15 protein-coding genes and 1 tRNA gene are annotated in these 18,045 nt (G+C 51.7%); 12 read left to right on the plus strand and 4 right to left on the minus strand.

What is annotated here, in order from left to right; translation table 11 throughout:
• Window positions 1–142: 142 nt before the first annotated feature.
• Complete coding sequence (locus tag EDD53_RS09780; protein ID WP_123793078.1) at window positions 143–2,482, minus strand: Tex family protein; 2,340 nt, start codon at window positions 2,480–2,482, stop codon at window positions 143–145.
• Between the two features lie 235 nt (window positions 2,483–2,717).
• Here EDD53_RS09780 and EDD53_RS09785 point away from each other — a divergent pair, with 235 nt between their 5' ends.
• Window positions 2,718–4,169 carry a UbiA family prenyltransferase gene (locus EDD53_RS09785; protein WP_246002351.1) on the plus strand — a complete coding sequence of 484 codons (1,452 nt, stop codon included), beginning with the start codon at window positions 2,718–2,720 and terminating at the stop codon, window positions 4,167–4,169.
• Window positions 4,170–4,260: 91 nt separating this feature from the next.
• A tRNA-Gly gene (locus EDD53_RS09790) sits at window positions 4,261–4,334 on the plus strand.
• A gap of 72 nt (window positions 4,335–4,406) precedes the next feature.
• Here the strand turns inward: EDD53_RS09790 and EDD53_RS09795 are convergent.
• Window positions 4,407–4,715: a DnaJ family domain-containing protein gene (locus tag EDD53_RS09795; RefSeq protein WP_123793079.1), complete on the minus strand. Its 309-nt coding sequence runs from the start codon at window positions 4,713–4,715 to the stop codon at window positions 4,407–4,409.
• Window positions 4,716–5,186: 471 nt separating this feature from the next.
• A complete protein-coding gene (locus EDD53_RS09800; RefSeq protein WP_123793080.1) occupies window positions 5,187–6,764 on the minus strand; it encodes a bifunctional metallophosphatase/5'-nucleotidase in 1,578 nt (525 codons plus the stop codon).
• Window positions 6,765–6,961: 197 nt separating this feature from the next.
• Between EDD53_RS09800 and EDD53_RS09805 the strand changes: the two genes are divergently transcribed.
• On the plus strand, window positions 6,962–7,300 hold the full coding sequence (locus tag EDD53_RS09805; protein ID WP_123793392.1) for a DUF952 domain-containing protein: 339 nt from the start codon (window positions 6,962–6,964) through the stop codon (window positions 7,298–7,300).
• Complete coding sequence (locus EDD53_RS09810; RefSeq protein WP_123793081.1) at window positions 7,297–8,370, plus strand: quinone-dependent dihydroorotate dehydrogenase; 1,074 nt, start codon at window positions 7,297–7,299, stop codon at window positions 8,368–8,370. The genes EDD53_RS09805 and EDD53_RS09810 overlap by 4 nt, the downstream gene beginning before the upstream one ends.
• Here EDD53_RS09810 and EDD53_RS09815 read toward each other — a convergent pair.
• On the minus strand, window positions 8,367–9,722 hold the full coding sequence (locus tag EDD53_RS09815; protein WP_123793082.1) for an MATE family efflux transporter: 1,356 nt from the start codon (window positions 9,720–9,722) through the stop codon (window positions 8,367–8,369). The two genes, EDD53_RS09810 and EDD53_RS09815, sit on opposite strands and share 4 nt — an antisense overlap.
• A 277-nt stretch (window positions 9,723–9,999) precedes the next feature.
• Between EDD53_RS09815 and EDD53_RS09820 the strand changes: the two genes are divergently transcribed.
• The 8 genes from EDD53_RS09820 (at window position 10,000) to EDD53_RS09855 (ending at window position 17,939) form a co-directional block, all read left to right on the plus strand.
• Window positions 10,000–10,362, plus strand: coding sequence for a MerR family transcriptional regulator (locus EDD53_RS09820; RefSeq protein ID WP_123793083.1), 363 nt, complete (start codon window positions 10,000–10,002; stop codon window positions 10,360–10,362).
• A 383-nt stretch (window positions 10,363–10,745) separates the two neighbouring features.
• Window positions 10,746–11,144 carry a MerR family transcriptional regulator gene (locus tag EDD53_RS09825; RefSeq protein WP_123793084.1) on the plus strand — a complete coding sequence of 133 codons (399 nt, stop codon included), beginning with the start codon at window positions 10,746–10,748 and terminating at the stop codon, window positions 11,142–11,144.
• A gap of 32 nt (window positions 11,145–11,176) precedes the next feature.
• Complete coding sequence (locus tag EDD53_RS09830; RefSeq protein WP_123793085.1) at window positions 11,177–12,949, plus strand: acyl-CoA dehydrogenase C-terminal domain-containing protein; 1,773 nt, start codon at window positions 11,177–11,179, stop codon at window positions 12,947–12,949.
• A 96-nt stretch (window positions 12,950–13,045) separates the two neighbouring features.
• Window positions 13,046–13,258 carry a hypothetical protein gene (locus EDD53_RS09835; RefSeq protein WP_123793086.1) on the plus strand — a complete coding sequence of 71 codons (213 nt, stop codon included), beginning with the start codon at window positions 13,046–13,048 and terminating at the stop codon, window positions 13,256–13,258.
• 117 nt (window positions 13,259–13,375) lie between these two features.
• The gene (locus EDD53_RS09840; RefSeq protein ID WP_123793087.1) at window positions 13,376–14,011 is read left to right on the plus strand and encodes a glutathione S-transferase family protein; all 636 of its coding nucleotides are present in this window, start codon (window positions 13,376–13,378) and stop codon (window positions 14,009–14,011) included.
• A 10-nt stretch (window positions 14,012–14,021) separates the two neighbouring features.
• On the plus strand, window positions 14,022–15,233 hold the full coding sequence (locus EDD53_RS09845; protein ID WP_123793088.1) for an acetyl-CoA C-acetyltransferase: 1,212 nt from the start codon (window positions 14,022–14,024) through the stop codon (window positions 15,231–15,233).
• Window positions 15,234–15,252: 19 nt separating this feature from the next.
• Complete coding sequence (locus tag EDD53_RS09850; protein ID WP_123793089.1) at window positions 15,253–15,723, plus strand: hypothetical protein; 471 nt, start codon at window positions 15,253–15,255, stop codon at window positions 15,721–15,723.
• Complete coding sequence (locus EDD53_RS09855; RefSeq protein WP_123793090.1) at window positions 15,720–17,939, plus strand: 3-hydroxyacyl-CoA dehydrogenase NAD-binding domain-containing protein; 2,220 nt, start codon at window positions 15,720–15,722, stop codon at window positions 17,937–17,939. Before EDD53_RS09850 ends, EDD53_RS09855 begins: the two co-directional genes overlap by 4 nt.
• Window positions 17,940–18,045: the final 106 nt, after the last annotated feature.

The raw sequence follows: 18,045 nt of genomic DNA on the forward strand, positions 1-18,045 counted from the left end.
CGCGCGTAAGTCTAGCGCGCTCTGTCGCAGGGACCTAGGCAAAGCACAAAAATGTGACAGATCGCCCTGCGCCCCCATAAGGCCAACAAGTACCAAGCGCATGGGGCGCAAGACATCTATCTTTGCACTAAACTGATGCGCACTATTGCTTTTTCATCGCATCCAGCAAGGCTGCGCCAAAGGCACCCGTGCTTGCGCTGTTTGATTGAGATTTCGGCGCAGCGGTTGCTTTGCCTTTATATCCACGCGCATCGCCTTTGCCACGATCACGCTGAGCGGGCTTTGCCCCGCCAGTGTTTGCGTCATCACGTCCCCCCCCGTCTTTGCGCATAGACATTGCAATGCGTTTGCGCGCCACATCCACTTCGGTGATGCGCACCTTCACCACATCGCCAGCTTTCACCACCTCATGGGGGTCTTTGACAAAACGGTCAGCCAGTTGACTGACATGCACCAACCCGTCTTGGTGTACGCCCACATCAACAAATGCGCCAAAGGCCGCGACATTGGTGACCGTGCCTTCCAGCATCATGCCAGATTTCAAATCTTTAATGTCATTGATCCCTTCGGCGAAGGTGGCGGTGACAAAACTTGGCCGTGGATCACGGCCCGGTTTTTCCAATTCGCCGAAAATATCGCGCACCGTAGGCAGACCAAATGTATCGTCAACAAAGTCTGCGGCATTCAGGCCTTTTAGGGTTTCAGGGCTGCCCATGATTGCACGAATATCACGCCCACATGCGGAAATGATTTTACGCGCAACACCATAAGCTTCTGGATGAACCGATGAGGCATCAAGCGGTTCGGTTCCGCCCGTGACGCGCAAAAAACCAGCCGCTTGTTCAAAAGCTTTCGGGCCAAGACCTGCAACTTTCAACAGCTCTTTACGCGATAAAAATGCCCCGTTGGTATCGCGATGATCTACGATATTTTGCGCAATTGTAGCACTTAAACCCGCCACATGAGACAAAAGCGCAGAGGAGGCCATGTTCAAATCAACGCCCACGCCGTTCACCGCATCTTCGACCACGGCCTCTAAGGATTGCGCCAATTTACGCTGGTCCACGTCATGCTGATATTGGCCCACGCCTATGGCTTCGGGTGAAATTTTCACCAGCTCTGCCAGCGGATCTTGCAAACGCCGCGCAATAGAAACAGCGCCACGCAAAGACACATCCAAATCGGGGAATTCTTTGGCCGCAAGTTCAGATGCGGAATAGACTGACGCGCCCGCTTCGGACACGATGACCTTGGTTGGGGCTTTGACACCGCGGGGCAATAGTTTCAACGTATCGGCGACCAGTTTGTCGGTCTCGCGACTTGCCGTGCCATTGCCGATGGCGATCAGTTCAACCCTATGGTCTTGCACCAAGCGCAAGATCGTGGCCTGTGATCCGCGGATGTCGTTTTTAGGTTGGAACGGATAGATGGTTTCAGTGGCAAGCACCTTGCCTGTCGCATCGACAACGGCAGCTTTACAGCCTGTACGAATACCAGGATCAAGCCCAAGGGTTGCACGCGGTCCAGCGGGCGCCGCCAAAAGCAAGTCTTTCAAATTGCGGGCAAAAACATCGATTGCATCCGTATGTGCGCGGCGCATCAGATCGCCTAAAAGTTCAGTATACATCGACATGCCCAGCTTCAGACGCCATGTCCATGAAGCGACTGTGCGCAGCCAAGCATCGCCCTTGCCTTGCCCGTTGATGCCAATTTCAGCTTCGATCAAAGCGATAATACGCGGCAGGCCCACCTCGGGATCGGGAGCGATATCGACGGTAAGAATGTCTTCTTTTGAGGCGCGCAAAATCGCCAAAGCGCGGTGCGATGCGATGTCAGCCCACTTTTCGCTATGGTCGAAATAATCTGAAAACTTAGCACCCTTTTCTTGCATACCATCTTTGACCCGCGCTGAAATCACCGCTTGGCTGCGCATGACCTCACGCAGGCGCCCGATGAGTTGTGCATTTTCTGCCAGTTCTTCGGTGCAAATATCACGCGCCCCCCCAAGCGCATCCTTCGTGGTTTCAACTACTTCGGTGAGATAGGCCTGCGCCAAAATTTCAGGGTCTGCCGTGCGATCCGCCAAGATGGCGTGCAGCAAGCCATCTAAACCGTTTTCGCGCGCAATCATCGCACGGGTGCGGCGCTTGGGTTTGAACGGCAGATAGATGTCTTCGAGCGCTGCTTTTGTATCAGCATTGGCAATGGATTTTGCCAGATCGGGGGTTAATTTATCTTGGTCTTTGATCGATGCAACGATGGCCTCGCGGCGTTTTTCCAATTCGCGCAGATAGGTCAGACGTTCGGATAGGTTGCGCAGTTGCGTGTCGTCCAAGCCGCCCGTGACTTCCTTGCGGTAACGCGCAATAAAGGGGACTGTTGCACCTTCGTCTAACAGGCCTACAGCAGAGGTCACCTGCGATGCTGCGGCTCCGATTTCTGTGGCGATTGTGCGGGCGATGCGCTGCGCTGTCTGGTCCAAGCTTCGTCTCCTCATGGCTTCGGAGGCCTGTGATACCCCTAGTGACGCCTTGGGCCAAGGGGATTTTACAGGCTATCCACAGGCAATTGCGGGTGGCTGAAAAGATGCGATTGCCACAAAGGTTTCGACATAAGCAGCTTAAGCTTTGCCCAAAGTGAAAAACTGGGGCAAGGTGGCATCAATAGCGCCTAAAAGAGCGCGTCACTTGAGTTCGAACAGATAGGGACACAAAACCGTGGCCGAAGACACCGATAAAAACCTCCCCAATGACATGATCCTTGCTGTCGATCTGGACGGCACTTTATTGCATTCAGACATGCTGTACGAAACCTTTTGGAATGCGGCCGCACAAGACTGGGGATCAGCGATGGGGGCGGTTTGGGCGTTGAGTAAAGGCAAGGCTGAACTCAAACGCGAGCTTGCCAAGGTCAGCGCCGTGGATGTGACCAGCCTGCCCTATAATCGCGACGTATTAGACTATATCGCGCAGTGGAAATCGGATGGCGGTACCGTGGCTTTGGTCACGGCGACGGACCAAGATGTTGCTGATAAAATCGCCGCACATCTGGGCGTATTTGATCATGTGCATGGCAGTGGCGATGGGGTGAACCTAAAAGGGTCAAACAAAGCCACGTTTTTGGAAAACACATATGGCGAGGTAGGCTTTGCATATATGGGTGACACCGATGCGGATTTGCCAGTCTGGACAAAAGCGCAAAAGATTATCACCGTCAATGCGCCTCAGGCTTTGCGCGACAAAGCTGACGCCTTGGGCCAAACGACCACGCATTTGGGCGCATCGAAACGTGATTTAAAACCCTATTTGAAAGCCTTACGTCCCCATCAATGGGTCAAGAACGTATTGATTTTCGTGCCCATCTTTTTGGCCCATCAGTTGGACATGGCGACACTTGCAACGGGTGCTATGGCCTTTATCGCTTTCAGTCTGATCGCCTCATCGGTTTATGTTCTCAATGACTTACTGGATTTGGACGCAGATCGCGCCCATCCGCGCAAATGCAAACGCCCTTTTGCGGCGGGCACAGTTGCGATCCAACACGGCACAGGCATGGCAGCGGGGCTTTTGGGGCTTGGCGCCTTGATATCCGTCTTTGTCGGGCCTGTTTTCTTACTCGTGCTGGCGCTCTATTTTGCCGCCACCACGGGCTATTCGTTTTACTTTAAACGCCGCATGGTGATCGACATTTGCGTTTTAGCGGGGCTTTACACCATGCGCATCATCGCAGGGGGCGTCGCCACGGGCGTGTCGATTTCGGTCTGGCTGTTGGCGTTTTCAGTGTTCTTTTTCTTTGCCTTGGCCGCGATCAAGCGCCAAGCCGAGTTGGTGGACAACGCAAAAGAAGGGAAACTTGCCCCATCAGGGCGTGGCTACCGCGTAGCGGATTTACCGATTGTATCGCAAATGTCCATCGCCTCAGGCTATGTGTCGGTTTTAGTTTTGGCACTCTATATGAACGCCCCTGTAGTCACCGATCTCTACGCAAACCCGCCTGCGCTTTGGGGGATTTGTCTGGTTTTGCTGTTCTGGGTTTCATGGTTGGCGATGGTCACACACCGTGGCGAAATGCACGACGATCCGATTGTCTATGCTGTAAAAGACAGGATCAGCCGTGTGTGCGGTTTCTTGATTTTGGGCTTTGCGCTTTTGGGATCAATTCCAATTTAGGACTTAGAGACAAGACAAAGGCGGTGGGATGAAAAATGTAGGACATCCTGCTTGACGCCCCCCCGCCTTTGAAATAATCACATCATACACAGCGGGCGTTGTGTAATGGTAAGACCTCAGCCTTCCAAGCTGATGACACGGGTTCGATTCCCGTCGCCCGCTCCAAAATTCCCCACAGTTTATGATGCGCCTTTGATCAGATGGCGATGCTTGTTTGTCATCCTGTGTGCAGGCGAGTCAGCGGTTAAACTGTTTGCGTGCGATATCTATTTTGGCTTCCATCATAGACATGTCTTTCATGATTTCCATGCGGCGCGTACGATCGCCTGTTTCAGCCAATTCACTGCGCATATCCGCCAACTCGCGTGCCAGAACAACAAATTCAGGTGCGCCGCCGTGGTCGCGCACGACTTTGGAAAACAGGATATTTTCAGGATCATCACAAGGCGCAAGCGGTTTGCCCATGCCCTCAAGATTGTCAAAAGCGCCGTCGGCTTGGGCGGCTGCGATTTTCGCGTCAATAAGGTCTTCGAGTGGGTGTTTCATAAGTTTATCCGCTCATCACAGTCGTTCTTAGAAGTTAGAGCCTGCGGCCCACGCGCCTAACACCAACCACGCCAATGTCAGCACAAATATTGCACTGCGCAACCATAAGCCCCTTAAGAAAAAATCCGCAACAAAGACTAGAAGGACTACAAGAAGGCACCAATTGCGAAAGCTGTGATCGAGGTCAGTGCCAATTGGAACCCAAAATACTGGCGCAATCCCAAAAAGCAAAATGAAAAAAATCGGCGAAAAGAATGCTTCCACGAGGCCCAGCCCATTATACAAGCCCAGACAAAACATGGCGACAGCTGCGAACACCAGAGCAGTTCCAATGCCTATCCCGACCTCCACCGAACGGGACCGCGGGACAAGATAGGCCCGCCAAATCGATTTAAACGACATACACAATCCAAAATAAAAAGCCCCCACAGTCTAGCGGGGGCTTTCGATCGTTTCTAGCGTCAATCGCGCTTATTTAATGGTGATACGACCATCAAGGTAGGGCGTGTATGGCGCGTTTTCAGCCAGATATTCAGCCGTGACATCGGCCAAATCAGGGCCAAAGTCATAGACGTTCATCGCATCGATGAACATTTTATAGCCATCGCCGCCACCGCGCACAAAGTTGTTGGATACAACGCCGTATGTTTTCGTCATATCCAGCGCTTCCCATGTGCCATCCATATCAACCATGATCTCTGTCACGCGCTCGCCTGTGGCATTGCCGCTTTCGATCACATATTTAATTCCCGCAACTTGTGGGAAACGGCCATCATCCGCTGGGTCATCAAACTGTCCCATGCCGTTTTCAAGCGCGGCTTTCAAAGTTTCGCCCGTGACTTGGAAGGTGGATAATGTGTTTTGAAATGGCAAGACGGTCAGAACTTCGCCTTGGGTCACTTCGCCTGCATCGATAGAGGCGCGCAGCCCGCCACCATTGGCCAAGGCCACTTGGATGCCTTGATCTTTGACCCGCGCTAACATCGCATCCGCAACCAGATTGCCCATCTGACATTCCATGTAGCGGCAGCTTTCACGCGCGCCATCAATCGCCTCAGCGGCTTCAGCCACAACTTTGTTACGGATTTCGTCAAGCGGCACAGCAGCTTCGGCGATGCGTGCCACAGTCGCCTCATCTTCGGCAACGGCTGCATCCAATGAAATAGGTTCGCCAGTAGCAGAAACAACAACACCTGCATCATCAAATGTGACGTTAAGTTCGCCCAAGAATTTGCCGTAAGCATAGGCTGACAAAATCTGAGTGCCGTTCACAACGGTAGGATATGCGCCTTCGGCCTGCTCGTTGATGTTAGACAAAAGCGTATTTGTGTGACCACCGACGATCACGTCAATACCGTCAACCGCCGCAGCGACGGCTTGGTCGCGGGCATAGCCCATGTGGGACAAAACGATAATTTTGTTCACGCCCATTTCAGTCAATTTGGTAACTTCGCCTTGGATCGCTTCAATCGGGTCTGTGAATTTTACATAAGGGCCTGGCGAAGAAAGATCCGCCGTATTGGGTGGGGTCGCACCAATCAGGCCCAGTTTTTCCCCGCCGCGTTCAATCACTGTCGATTTGGCAAGTTTATCGTGTAAAAGTGGCTCTTGTGACACATCCGCGTTGGACATAAGCACTGGAAAATCAACAGCATCCATGAAGCCAGCCAAGACTTCTGGGCCGTCATCGAATTCGTGGTTTCCGACAGTCATGCCATCGTAACCCATTTTATTCATCATTTCGGCGGCCAGTTTGCCTTTGTAATAGGTGTAAAACAAAGTGCCTTGGAACTGGTCCCCACCGTCAAACAACACCGAATTATTTGACCGTGCGCGCGCCTCAGCAATAGCTGTGACCAAACGTGCAGAGCCTCCAAAACACTTGCCTTCCGCATTGTCTTCTGCGGAACAGCCGGAATCGTATTTTGAAACAGGCTCGAAACGCGCATGGAAATCATTGGTGTGCAAAATCGTGAGCGAATAATCCGCAGAAGCAGCGCCCGCAGATAGGGCCAAAGCAGCCGATGTTGTGAGTATACGTTTGAGCATGAGTGCCCCCCAGTTTAATGTTGTATTCGATCCTCTCATCGGATCTTAGGCTTAGCCTGCGACATCTCTGACCGTTGAGTCAAAGATTCCATTGCGCGAAGTATCACATATCAACACAACGCCTATATGACAGGCACAGTCAGGATCATGCACAAACGCCATTGACCGTTTGCACCCATGCTGGCATCACGCTGGCTATGTTGATTTACAAAATATTTCGTGCCGATGAATGGGCGTTGTTGCAATCCGCTGGCGAAACAGACGGTGCGCCTGTCGATGTGGCCGATGGCTATGTGCATTTTTCCACCGCTGAACAAGCCCCCGAGACCGCAGCCAAATGGTTTGCAAATGTTGACGGGCTTGTCTTGCTGGCTTGCGATACAGATGTGATGGCCGATGATATAAAATGGGAACCATCGCGCGGAGGTGCTTTGTTTCCGCATCTCTACCGCAAACTCCGTGTAAGCGATGTGATATGGTCAAAGCCCCTACCCTATATCGATGATACACATGTTTTTCCAAAGGAAATGCAATGAGCCTAGCTGAACAATTGGGGCTAAAAGTCCTACGCAAGATTGACCCTGAAAAAGCGCATAGCCTTGCTCTTGTGGCACTGCGCGCGGGGCTTGCCCCTTTGCCCGGCCCAGTTACATCGCCGCGCCTAAAGACCACATTCGCAGGGCTTGAAATGCCCAATCCCATCGGTTTGGCGGCAGGGTTTGATAAAAACGCTGAAGCTATCCCACAATTGTCGCGATCAGGTTTTGGCTTTGTCGAAGTGGGGGCCGCGACCCCGCGTCCGCAAGCAGGCAATGACAAACCGCGCCTGTTTAGGCTGACCGAAGACCGCGCTGTCATCAATCGTTTCGGATTTAACAACGAAGGGATGGAAGCCATCGCAGCGCGTTTGAAGGCGTCTATGCCCAGCACGGGCGCACGCGCGGTGCCTGTTGGGCTAAACCTTGGAGCCAATAAGGATTCGGATGACCGCGCCACAGATTTTGCCCGCGTCTTAGAACACTGCGGCAATTATGTTGATTTTGCCACCGTCAACGTATCTTCGCCCAACACCGAAAGGCTGCGCGATCTGCAAGGCCCCGAAGCGCTACAAGCTCTATTGGCAGGCGTTTTGGATGCGCGCAAAGGCTTAGATCATGCAGTGCCTATCTTGTTGAAAATTGCACCTGATCTGGACCCGACAGAGATCGCAGAAATTGCTGAAGTTGCAAAGACTTCTGGCATTGACGGCGTGATCACGACCAACACCACTCTATCGCGTGACGGTTTGAAAAGTGCAGAAAAATCGGAAATGGGGGGGCTTTCTGGCGCGCCATTGTTCGAAAAGTCCACTAAGGTGCTTGCGCAATTGTCGAATATCTTGCGTGACGATGTGCCTTTGATAGGGGTTGGCGGCGTATCATCAGCACTTGATGCCTATACGAAAATCCGTGCAGGCGCTTCTGTCGTGCAACTGTATTCCGCTATGGTTTACTCTGGACTGTCGCTCGCACCAAAGATTGCACAGGGCTTAGACGATCTGTTGAAAGCTGACGGATATGACACAGTAGCGGAAGCGGTCGGCAGCGGGCGTGATGCTTGGCTCTAGTCGAAACGCGAAGGAACTGGATAAGTTGCTGCTTGCTGTTCAAGCGCGGGGTATTTCCACCCCAGCGCCACAGCGCGCACCACATAGCTGATCACAAGCGACGCCCAAAGACCGTGATTGCCGAAAATCGGGATGAGTGAATAGACGCAGGCGATATAAACAGCAAGGCTGACAAAGCTCATGTTGCGCATATCTCGGGTCCGCGTTGCGCCGATAAACACGCCATCCAGCATCCAAGCGGCCAAGCCAAGGATTGGAACTGAGACCATCCAAGGTAGATAGCGACGCGCTTCTGCCTGTACGGCTTCAGCTGTGGTCATCGTGTCGATGATACCCGCCCCAAAAAGCGCAAAACTGGCGGCCAAAATGAGTGCAGCGCCGCCGCCCCAAAGGGATGCCATGATGGCACCACGGCGCAAGACCTGCCGCGACTTTGCGCCCAGCGCCTGCCCCACAATCACTTCGGCGGTAAAGGCAAACCCGTCCAGCGCATAGGCCGTAATTTCGATAAATTGCATCAAAATATGATTTGCTGCCAAGGTTACATCCCCGAAACCCGCCCCGAAAAATGCAAAGCTTACCATGATGCTCAACAGCAATATGGATCGGATCATGATGTCGGTATTGACGCGCGCCATATTGACCAAGCGCTTTGGATCAAAGACTTTGGCCCATGATTTCCAATCAGGGTGCTTCATAGCGGAACGTGCAAGAAACAGTCCAAAGGCCGCCCCAGTGACTTCGGAAATGACAGTTGCCAAGGCCACGCCTTCAACGCCCCAACCAAGCCCCAGAACGAACCAAATGTCCAAGATGATATTCAGTCCGTTCATCCACAATTGCAGGATCAAGACAGCTTTCGTGCGTTCGCTTGCAATCAACCAGCCTGTGAGACCGAAGATAGAAATGGCAAAGGGCGCGGAGAAAATGCGGATCTGTATGTAACTGCGCGCAAGGGTTTCGACCTCTTCAGAAGCTGGCGCAAGCCTGAACGCTCCCCACAAAATGGGTACCTGCAAGACGATCAAGGCTATGCCAGCCATAAATCCGATCAAGATCGCACGCATCAATAAGGCCGACACTTCGCCGTGCTCGTTTGCACCGCGTGCTTGGGCCACCAGACCTGTCGTGCCCATGCGTAAAAATCCGAAAAGCCAATAGACAGAGGCCAAAATCACCGTGCCGATCCCCACAGCACCAATCGGTGCTGCCTGCCCCATTTGCCCCACCACACCTGTATCTACGGCCCCTAAGATAGGCACCGTCGCATTGGCCAAAACAATCGGCACAGCGATGGACAAAATGCGTTTGTGGGTCAGTGGCGCAGCGGCCTGTGCGGGAAATTCAGTCATCGCAATCTTTCTACACAAACATGCACGAACAGATCTATCTTACGCAGAAGTGAGATTAAGTAAGTTATATTTCACTTTTAATTCAATATATTGACGGGGATAGACGCAAATCTGTGCATTGCTTTTCCTTATGGCAATGGGATAGGTTATCAAGAACAGATAGCAAGTGTTTTTTTCGCTCTGCCAGCTGCGTTGTTGCGCGGATTTTGCAGGTGAAATCAGATAGAACATGAAGCGGGCTATTTCTATAACGGCCCAGCCGCAGGGAGTTAACAAAATGCCGAACACGCGCCTTACATTCAAAGAAATGTGTGCAACCTTCGATGTGACTCCGCGGACGTTGCGATACTATGAATATATCGAACTTTTGACACCTGAAAAAGTTGGCCGTACGCGGTTTTACTCAGGACGTGAAGTTGCACGTATGAAATTGGTAATGCGAGGTCGAAAATTCGGATTTTCCCTTGAAGATATCCGCCGTTTCCTATCGATCTACGACGAAAAAGGCCAAATGGTTCAAGCAAAAGCGTTTATCGAATTGGCTGACCGCCAACTGGACACGTTGACCCAACAGCGCGCTGATCTGGATGAGGCAATCGCAGAACTCACACAACTTCGCGATGATATGGCCGCGCTCTAATCTCAAATGTTCTACCTTTTGGATGGTTTGATCTGTGCCGAGCGCACAGATTTGACACCCCTATGCCACGAGCAGACCCTTGTCATTGCGCAGGCCTCATGTTGATACAAACAGTGTCACCGACCGCTTAGGTCGACCTTTTTTGTAAGCTTTATGCGCATAAGAACACCGCCGAAATCGCTCCCACTTTCATCCATAGCGCTTTGGAAATAAAATTTCGCGCTTAGCAGGGCTAAAAGGCATTTTATTATCATGAAGCTAAAATGACGTGACGTTACACCGCAGGGTCACGTAGTCACGCTTGCCAATCAGCGACTTCGATCTAGTTAGCGGTCTCTCTACTAAAAGTTGAACATGTAAGGTTTAAACGGAGCGACTGTTAAATGGTTAACGATGTTATGACGATTCGCGAGATGTGTGAGATGTACGATGTGACACCACGCACATTGCGTTTTTACGAGGCGAAGGAATTGTTGTTCCCAAAACGTGAAGGGCAAAAACGGCTTTTCACGCGCCGCGACCGCGCGCGTCTGAAACTCATTCTACGCGGCAAGCGTTTTGGCTTTGATTTAGAAAAAATCCGCCAACTTCTTGATCTCTACAGCGTGAAAGACGCAGGCAGAGCACAAATGAAGGATACACTTGAAGCCTACCAACACCGCCGCGTTGAGTTGATCGAACAAGTCAAAACCTTGCAACAAGTTATTGTTGAACTCGACACGGAAATAGATTGGGTTCAAACTGAACTTACAAAAGACACCGTAGAGGAGCAAATATACTAGGCTCTGAACGGCGCATATGAAAGGTCGTCCTTATGCCGCAGTACACCGCGCCCATCAAAGACATTCAATATATCTTGCATGATGTTCTGAAGGTCTCACAGCAAGGCTTTAATGGATACGGCGATTTAGATGCCGATTTCACCAGCGCCATTTTGGACGCAGCGGGATCCTTAGCCAGTGATGTTCTAGCGCCACTGAATCGCGTGGGCGACACACAAGGATGCCAGCTAAAAGAGGGTATCGTACAGACGCCCACAGGTTTTAAAGACGCATTCAACCAGATTAAAGACGGCGGATGGCCTGGGCTTGATTTGCCAGAAGAGTTTGGCGGCCAAGGTCTGCCCTATGTGATGGGAACCGCCGTTGGCGAATTATTTTCAGCCGCCAATCAAGCTTTTACAATGTACCACGGCCTAACCCATGGCGCGGCATCAGCAATTTTGGCGCATGGTACTGATGACCAAAAATCCACCTATCTGCCGAAAATGATTTCCTGCGACTGGACAGGCACCATGAACCTGACCGAACCGCATTGCGGCACGGATTTGGGGTTGATGCGTACCAAAGCCGTCCCACAAGATGACGGCAGCTATCGAATTTCAGGCCAAAAGATCTTTATCTCTGCGGGTGATCACGATCTATCAGACAACGTGATCCATTTGGTTTTGGCCAAAGTGCCAGGCGGCCCCGAAGGCATCAAAGGCGTTTCATTGTTCATCGTCCCCAAGATACAAATCAAAGACGATGGAAGTCTTGGCGCGTCCAACGGGGTGTCAGTCGGGTCATTAGAAGACAAGATGGGCATTCATGGCAATTCCACTTGCGTGATGAATTACGACGGCGCGACGGGCTATCTTTTGGGCGATCTCAACAAAGGTATGCGCGCCATGTTCACAATGATGAACGAAGCCCGCATTGGCGTAGCGATGCAAGGTTTGGCACAGGCCGAATCGGCCTATCAAAACGCTGTATTATACGCTAAAGACCGCCTGCAAGGGCGCGCTGTCACAGGGGCTGAAAACCCAGACGGCCCTGCAGACCCTTTGATTGTTCACCCAGATATTCGTCGCAACTTGATGGACCAAAAATCCTTTATCGAAGGGGCGCGGGCCTTCATGCTTTGGGGCGCGTCGCTCATTGATGCCAGCCACGATGGGGCCGATCCTGATGCCGAAGGTTTGATTTCACTGATGACGCCAGTCCTAAAAGGCTTTCTGACCGACAAAGGCTATGAGGCGACAGTCAACGCGCAGCAAATCTTAGGCGGACATGGTTACATCGAAGAATGGGGCATGTCGCAGTACACGCGCGATGCACGGATCGCGATGATCTATGAGGGCGCGAATGGGGTGCAAGCGCTTGATCTTGTCGGGCGAAAGCTCGCCTTGGACAGCGGCAAGCATGTTCTGGGCTATTTCGAAATGGTGAAAAACTTTTGCAAAGACACAGCAACACCACAGATGGATGAATTTACCACGCCGCTGAAAGCCGCATCGAAAGATCTGCAAGCTGCGGCCATGTATTTCATGCAAAACGGCATGAAAAACCCCAACGCGGCTTTGGCTGGATCATATGATTTTATGCATTTGTTCGGTTATGTATCTTTGGGTTTGATGTGGGCGCGTATGGCAAACACATCATTGAAAGCCCTTGCAGATGGCACAGATGATCCTGAATTTCACGAAAACAAGCTGACGACGGCGCGATATTTCATGGCGCGTCAATTGCCAATTTCAGCGACGCTTTTGAAACGCATTGAAAGCGGTGCCGATCCTGTAATGACATTACCTTCGGATGCGTTTTAAACTGGCTCTCAGACACAGCTTTTGCCCCCGCCTTGCTGATGGTCGGGGGCTTTTTCATTAAAAGGCGCGGGATGCGGCCGCGAAACGGAGCCAAATATGCCAAAACGATTTCGAATGACGCGGCGTTTTCCTGTTTCTATGACGGAAGATGGGTATCGTAAACTTAGATCATTTGCGCGCGATGCAAATCTATCCGAAGGTGAGCTACTCTCATTTCTCTTCGAGAATTTTTCATCTGTGACGCATCAAGAGAAACTGGATCACAGGCTTCGTTTGTTCACGGCAGAATTGGAAAACAGCAAGAAATGAAACACGTCAGACCGCAGACCCCACACATAGCCCCCTGCGGTCGGTTGATTTTTAATGCGCTCATACCCTTAAATTTTGCGCATAAACCCTTACGTCATTCCCAAAGGAGGCCGCGATATGACTGCGAAACTCTATTGCTTTGGTGAAAGTGGCAATGCCTATAAGGCAGCGCTCACCTTGACGTTTTGCGGCGTAGAGTGGCAGCCGATCTATGTCGATTTCTTCAACGGAGAAGCGCGCAGTGATGCATATCGCGCCCTCAATCTCATGGGGGAAGTGCCCTACTTTATCGACGGCGATGTGCAGCTTAGCCAGTCTGGCGTGATCCAACAGTATGCAGCCGAACAATCGCAAAAACTATGCGGCGCAGATGTCACCGAGGCGCGTGAAATCATGCGTTGGGTCTTGTGGGACAACCAAAAAATGTCTGGCCTTGCGGGACCGACGCGTTTCTTAAATAACTTTCTGCCCGAAGCAAAACGTCCCCAAGAGGTGATCTCATTTCAAATCGCGCGGCTCAAAGGGTCGCTCGCGATATTGGAACAGGCGTTGGCAGGTCGGGCTTGGCTTGTGGGCAATCAAATGACCATCGCCGATACGGCTTGCTGCGGATATTTGTTTTACGATGAACCCTTTGGATTTACCCGCAAAGACTATCCAAATATCGACCGCTGGCTCAGCGCCATTTCAGCGCAAGACGGCTGGGCGCATCCCTATGATATGATGCCCGGATCCCCCGCGGATCGGGCCTGAGGAGGACACCATGACACAAGCCTACATTTACGATGCGATACGCAGCCCACGCGGTAAGGGCCGCAAAGATGGCAGCCTGCACGAAGTGACTGCCTCAAGCCTTTCGGTGCAAATGCTGAATGCGCTTCAGTCCCGAAACGGTCTATCGGGTCATGCCGTCGAAGATGTGATTTGGGGAAATGTCACGCAGGTTGGCGAACAGGGTGGGTGCTTGGCGCGCACGGCTGTTTTAGCCTCAGACCTAGACGACAGCATTCCAGGTTTGTCGATCAATCGCTTTTGCGCCTCAGGCATGGAAGCGGTCAATCTAGCGGCCAACCAAATTCAAGGCGGTGCAGGCATGGCCTATATCGCAGGTGGCGTTGAAATGATGAGCCGCGTGCCCATGGGGTCAGACGGGGCTGCAATTGCTGTCGATCCAAGCATCGCCATGTCGACCTATTTTGTCCCCCAAGGGATTTCAGCCGATATCATCGCCACCGAATTTGGCTTTACGCGCGATGAGGCCGATGCATTGGCCGTTATGTCACAAGAACGCGCGGCGCGGGCTTGGGCTGAAAACCGTTTTGCCAAATCGATTGTGCCTGTCTTGGATCAAAACGGCCTGACGATTTTAGACCATGATGAATACATGCGCCCAAGTACAGATATGGCAGCTCTGAGCGCGCTAAAACCAGCTTTTAAAGATATGGGCGAAGCTATGCCCGGCTTTGATAAAGTTGCTTTGATGAAATATCCGCATTTGGAAAAGATCAACCACATACACCACGCGGGAAATTCATCAGGCATTGTTGATGGGGCTGCGGGTATATTGATTGGCAATAAAGAATTCGGCGAAAAATACGGCATCAAGCCGCGCGCTCGTATTCGCGCCACAGCCAAGATCGGCACTGATCCCACGATTATGCTGACTGGCCCCGTGCCCGCCACACGCAAGATCTTGTCAGGCAGCGGCATGAGTATTGCCGATATAGATTTGTTCGAAGTGAACGAAGCCTTTTCGTCAGTGGTCTTGCGGTTCATGCAGGCCTTTGATGTCGATAACTCAAAGATAAACGTCAATGGCGGGTCGATTGCCATGGGCCATCCTTTGGGGGCGACGGGCGCGATCATCATCGGCACGCTGTTGGACGAATTGGAACGCACAGGCAAAGGCACGGGACTTGCCACATTGTGCATCGCTTCAGGTATGGGGGCAGCCACCATTATTGAGCGCCTATAATCTTAGGTTAGGATTTTAGATGACAGAAAATATAAACTCAGACGCAGCACGCGCGATTGCAGAGCATTTTCTGAATGAAACGGGGCGTGCGATGATGGAACGTGACTTCGCAACATTCATGGACCACGTTGCATTGCCACATCGCATATCCCATTTTGACTCATCTTTTGAAATGACCGACGTCGATGCCGTTCGCGAGAGCTTTCATTTGATCTGTGATGAGTTTGTGAAAATGGCACTAACAGACATCGTGCGAACCTGTCTGTCTGCCACTTTGGTTGATCCGCATCGTGTACATTTTTCACATATGACCCACCTGATGATTGGCAACATACATGCCAAGCCGCCCTACCCCTGTTTCACACAAGGTATTTACCGCGATAATCGCTGGCAAATGATCGCGAGCGATTACGCATTCGATCCCGAGTCGAACCAAGCTAAATTTATGAAGCTCTCTGCTCATAATGGTCCTGAAGGAGCCTCAGAATGACACAAACGAAACCTGATTTCACGATGGCCACCGACACAGATGGCGTTGCAACTATCACTTGGAATGTGCCCAGCAAAAGCATGAATGTGCTGTCCCTCGAAGGGTTAGCGCAATTGGATGCCTTGATCGACACGGCCTTGGCAGATGCCGCAATCAAAGGCGTGATTATAACATCGGGCAAAGACAGTTTCGCCGGTGGGATGGATCTAAACATCATTGCGTCGATGAAAGACAGTGCGGGCGACGCCCCCGCGCAAGGGCTGTTTGATGGCATCATGAGACTGCATGCGAGCCTGCGCAAAATTGAACGTGCGGGTATGGATCCCAAAACCAATAAGGGTGGCAAACCGATTGTTGCCGCCTTGACGGGCACAGCCTTGGGAATCGGTCTGGAGCTGCCTCTGGCCTGCCACCGCATATTTGCAGCCGATACGCCTAAGGCCAAAATTGGGTTGCCAGAAATCAAGGTCGGCATATTTCCTGGCGCAGGTGGCACAACACGCATTTCGCGTAAACTTGGTGCAATGGCCGCCTCGCCTATTTTGCTGCAAGGTCAAATGCTGCCTCCCCAAAAGGCCAAAGCGAATGGTGTGATCGACGAAGTGGTTCCAGCAGGCGACTTAATGTCCAGCGCGAAAGCATGGGTTTTATCAGCTAAAGATGCAGATCTTGTGAAACCTTGGGACACAAAGGGATGGAAAATGCCTGGCGGTGCGCCCTATCACCCAGCGGGGTTCATGACCTTTGTGGGCGCCTCTGCTATGGTCAACGGCCAAACTCAAGGGGTCTACCCCGCAGCCAAGGCAATGCTGTCAGCCATTTATGAAGGCGCACAGGTGCCCTTTGACACAGCGCTCAAAATCGAAGCGCGTTGGTTTGTAAACGTGCTGATGAACCCATCTTCAAGCGCTATGATCCGATCATTGTTCATCAATAAAGAAGCCTTGGAAAAAGGTGCCAACCGCCCCGAACAGCCCGATCAAAACGTCAAAAAACTAGGCGTCATCGGCGCAGGCATGATGGGCGCGGGTATTGCCTATGTCGCGGCCAATGCTGGACTAGACGTTATTTTGATCGACGCGACCCAAGACAGCGCTGACACTGGCAAAGCCTATTCCGAAGGCATTCTAGACAAGGGGATAGCGCGCAAAAAAGTCACGCCAGAAAAGAAAGACCAAGTGCTAGACCGCATCACCGCGACCACGGATTACGACCAGCTTGCAGGCTGTGATCTTGTCATAGAAGCGGTATTCGAAGATCCGAAAGTGAAGGCGAATGTGACGCAAAAGGTCGAAAGTATTGTTGGCCCAGATTGTGTATTCGCCACCAATACATCGACCCTGCCCATCACAGATTTGGCCCAAGCCTCACAGCGTGCGGAAAACTTTATCGGCATCCATTTCTTCAGCCCTGTCGATAAAATGTTGCTGGTCGAAATCATCAAGGGGCAGAAAACAGGCGCAAAAGCGGTGGCAAAAGCGCTTGATTTTGTGAGACAAATTCGCAAAACGCCGATTGTGGTCAATGATGCGCGGTTCTTTTATGCCAATCGCTGCATTATCCCCTATATCAACGAAGGGGTCCGCATGGCATCAGAAGGTGTCACTTTGCCTTTGATCGAAAATGCAGCAAAATTGCTGGGCATGCCTCTTGGTCCCTTGCAACTTATTGATGAAACATCTGTGGATCTTGGCGTCAAAATCGCAAAGGCAACGAAAGCCGCAATGGGGGATGACTACCCTGATGAAGCCGTAGATGAAGTTGTCTTTTGGTTGGCAGATCAAGGTCGTTTAGGACGCAAAGCCAAAGCTGGGTTCTACGAATATGATGACAAAGGCAAGCGCGGCGATTTGTGGTCAGGGTTTGGCGATGAATTTCCCGTAGCTGAGGTGCAGCCCGAATTGGATGAGGTGCAACACCGCATGATTATGGCGCAGGTGCTCGAAGCCGTTCGTGCGCTGCAAGCAGGTGTTTTAACCGACATTCGCGAAGGCGATGTTGGCGCGATTTTGGGCTGGGGCTTTATGCCTTGGTCTGGCGGTCCCTTTAGCTGGCTCGACATCATCGGCGCAGCGCAAGCCGTCAATATCTGTGACCAATTGTCTGCCACCCATGGGCCACGATTTGAGGCACCTGACCTGCTTCGTGAAATGGCCAAAGCTGGCGATACATTTTATGAGCGCTTTGGCAAAGGCACAGACAGCAAGGCCGCGTAGGCCAACAAGAAAAGCCCCGAACACATCTGTGTTTGGGACTTTTTACGACACTGACAAACTTTCTTGTCGCTTATGATAAATCATCGTAGCCACAAAACGTGACGCC

The sequence above is a fragment of the Pacificibacter maritimus genome, assembly GCF_003814915.1.
Classification (GTDB): Bacteria; Pseudomonadota; Alphaproteobacteria; order Rhodobacterales; family Rhodobacteraceae; genus Celeribacter; species Celeribacter maritimus.

Bases quoted from the DNA above. Each gene is read 5' to 3' on its own strand.
- EDD53_RS09795 (WP_123793079.1), bottom strand. From the start codon at position 4,715: ATGAAACACCCACTCGAAGACCTTATTGACGCGAAAATCGCAGCCGCC.
- EDD53_RS09840 (WP_123793087.1), top strand. From the start codon at position 13,376: ATGACTGCGAAACTCTATTGCTTTGGTGAAAGTGGCAATGCCTATAAG.
- EDD53_RS09850 (WP_123793089.1), top strand. From the start codon at position 15,253: ATGACAGAAAATATAAACTCAGACGCAGCACGCGCGATTGCAGAGCAT.
- EDD53_RS09800 (WP_123793080.1), bottom strand. From the start codon at position 6,764: ATGCTCAAACGTATACTCACAACATCGGCTGCTTTGGCCCTATCTGCG.
- EDD53_RS09820 (WP_123793083.1), top strand. From the start codon at position 10,000: ATGCCGAACACGCGCCTTACATTCAAAGAAATGTGTGCAACCTTCGAT.
- EDD53_RS09845 (WP_123793088.1), top strand. From the start codon at position 14,022: ATGACACAAGCCTACATTTACGATGCGATACGCAGCCCACGCGGTAAG.
- EDD53_RS09855 (WP_123793090.1), top strand. From the start codon at position 15,720: ATGACACAAACGAAACCTGATTTCACGATGGCCACCGACACAGATGGC.
- EDD53_RS09805 (WP_123793392.1), top strand. From the start codon at position 6,962: ATGTTGATTTACAAAATATTTCGTGCCGATGAATGGGCGTTGTTGCAA.
- EDD53_RS09815 (WP_123793082.1), bottom strand. From the start codon at position 9,722: ATGACTGAATTTCCCGCACAGGCCGCTGCGCCACTGACCCACAAACGC.
- EDD53_RS09830 (WP_123793085.1), top strand. From the start codon at position 11,177: ATGCCGCAGTACACCGCGCCCATCAAAGACATTCAATATATCTTGCAT.
- EDD53_RS09825 (WP_123793084.1), top strand. From the start codon at position 10,746: ATGGTTAACGATGTTATGACGATTCGCGAGATGTGTGAGATGTACGAT.
- EDD53_RS09810 (WP_123793081.1), top strand. From the start codon at position 7,297: ATGAGCCTAGCTGAACAATTGGGGCTAAAAGTCCTACGCAAGATTGAC.
- EDD53_RS09835 (WP_123793086.1), top strand. From the start codon at position 13,046: ATGCCAAAACGATTTCGAATGACGCGGCGTTTTCCTGTTTCTATGACG.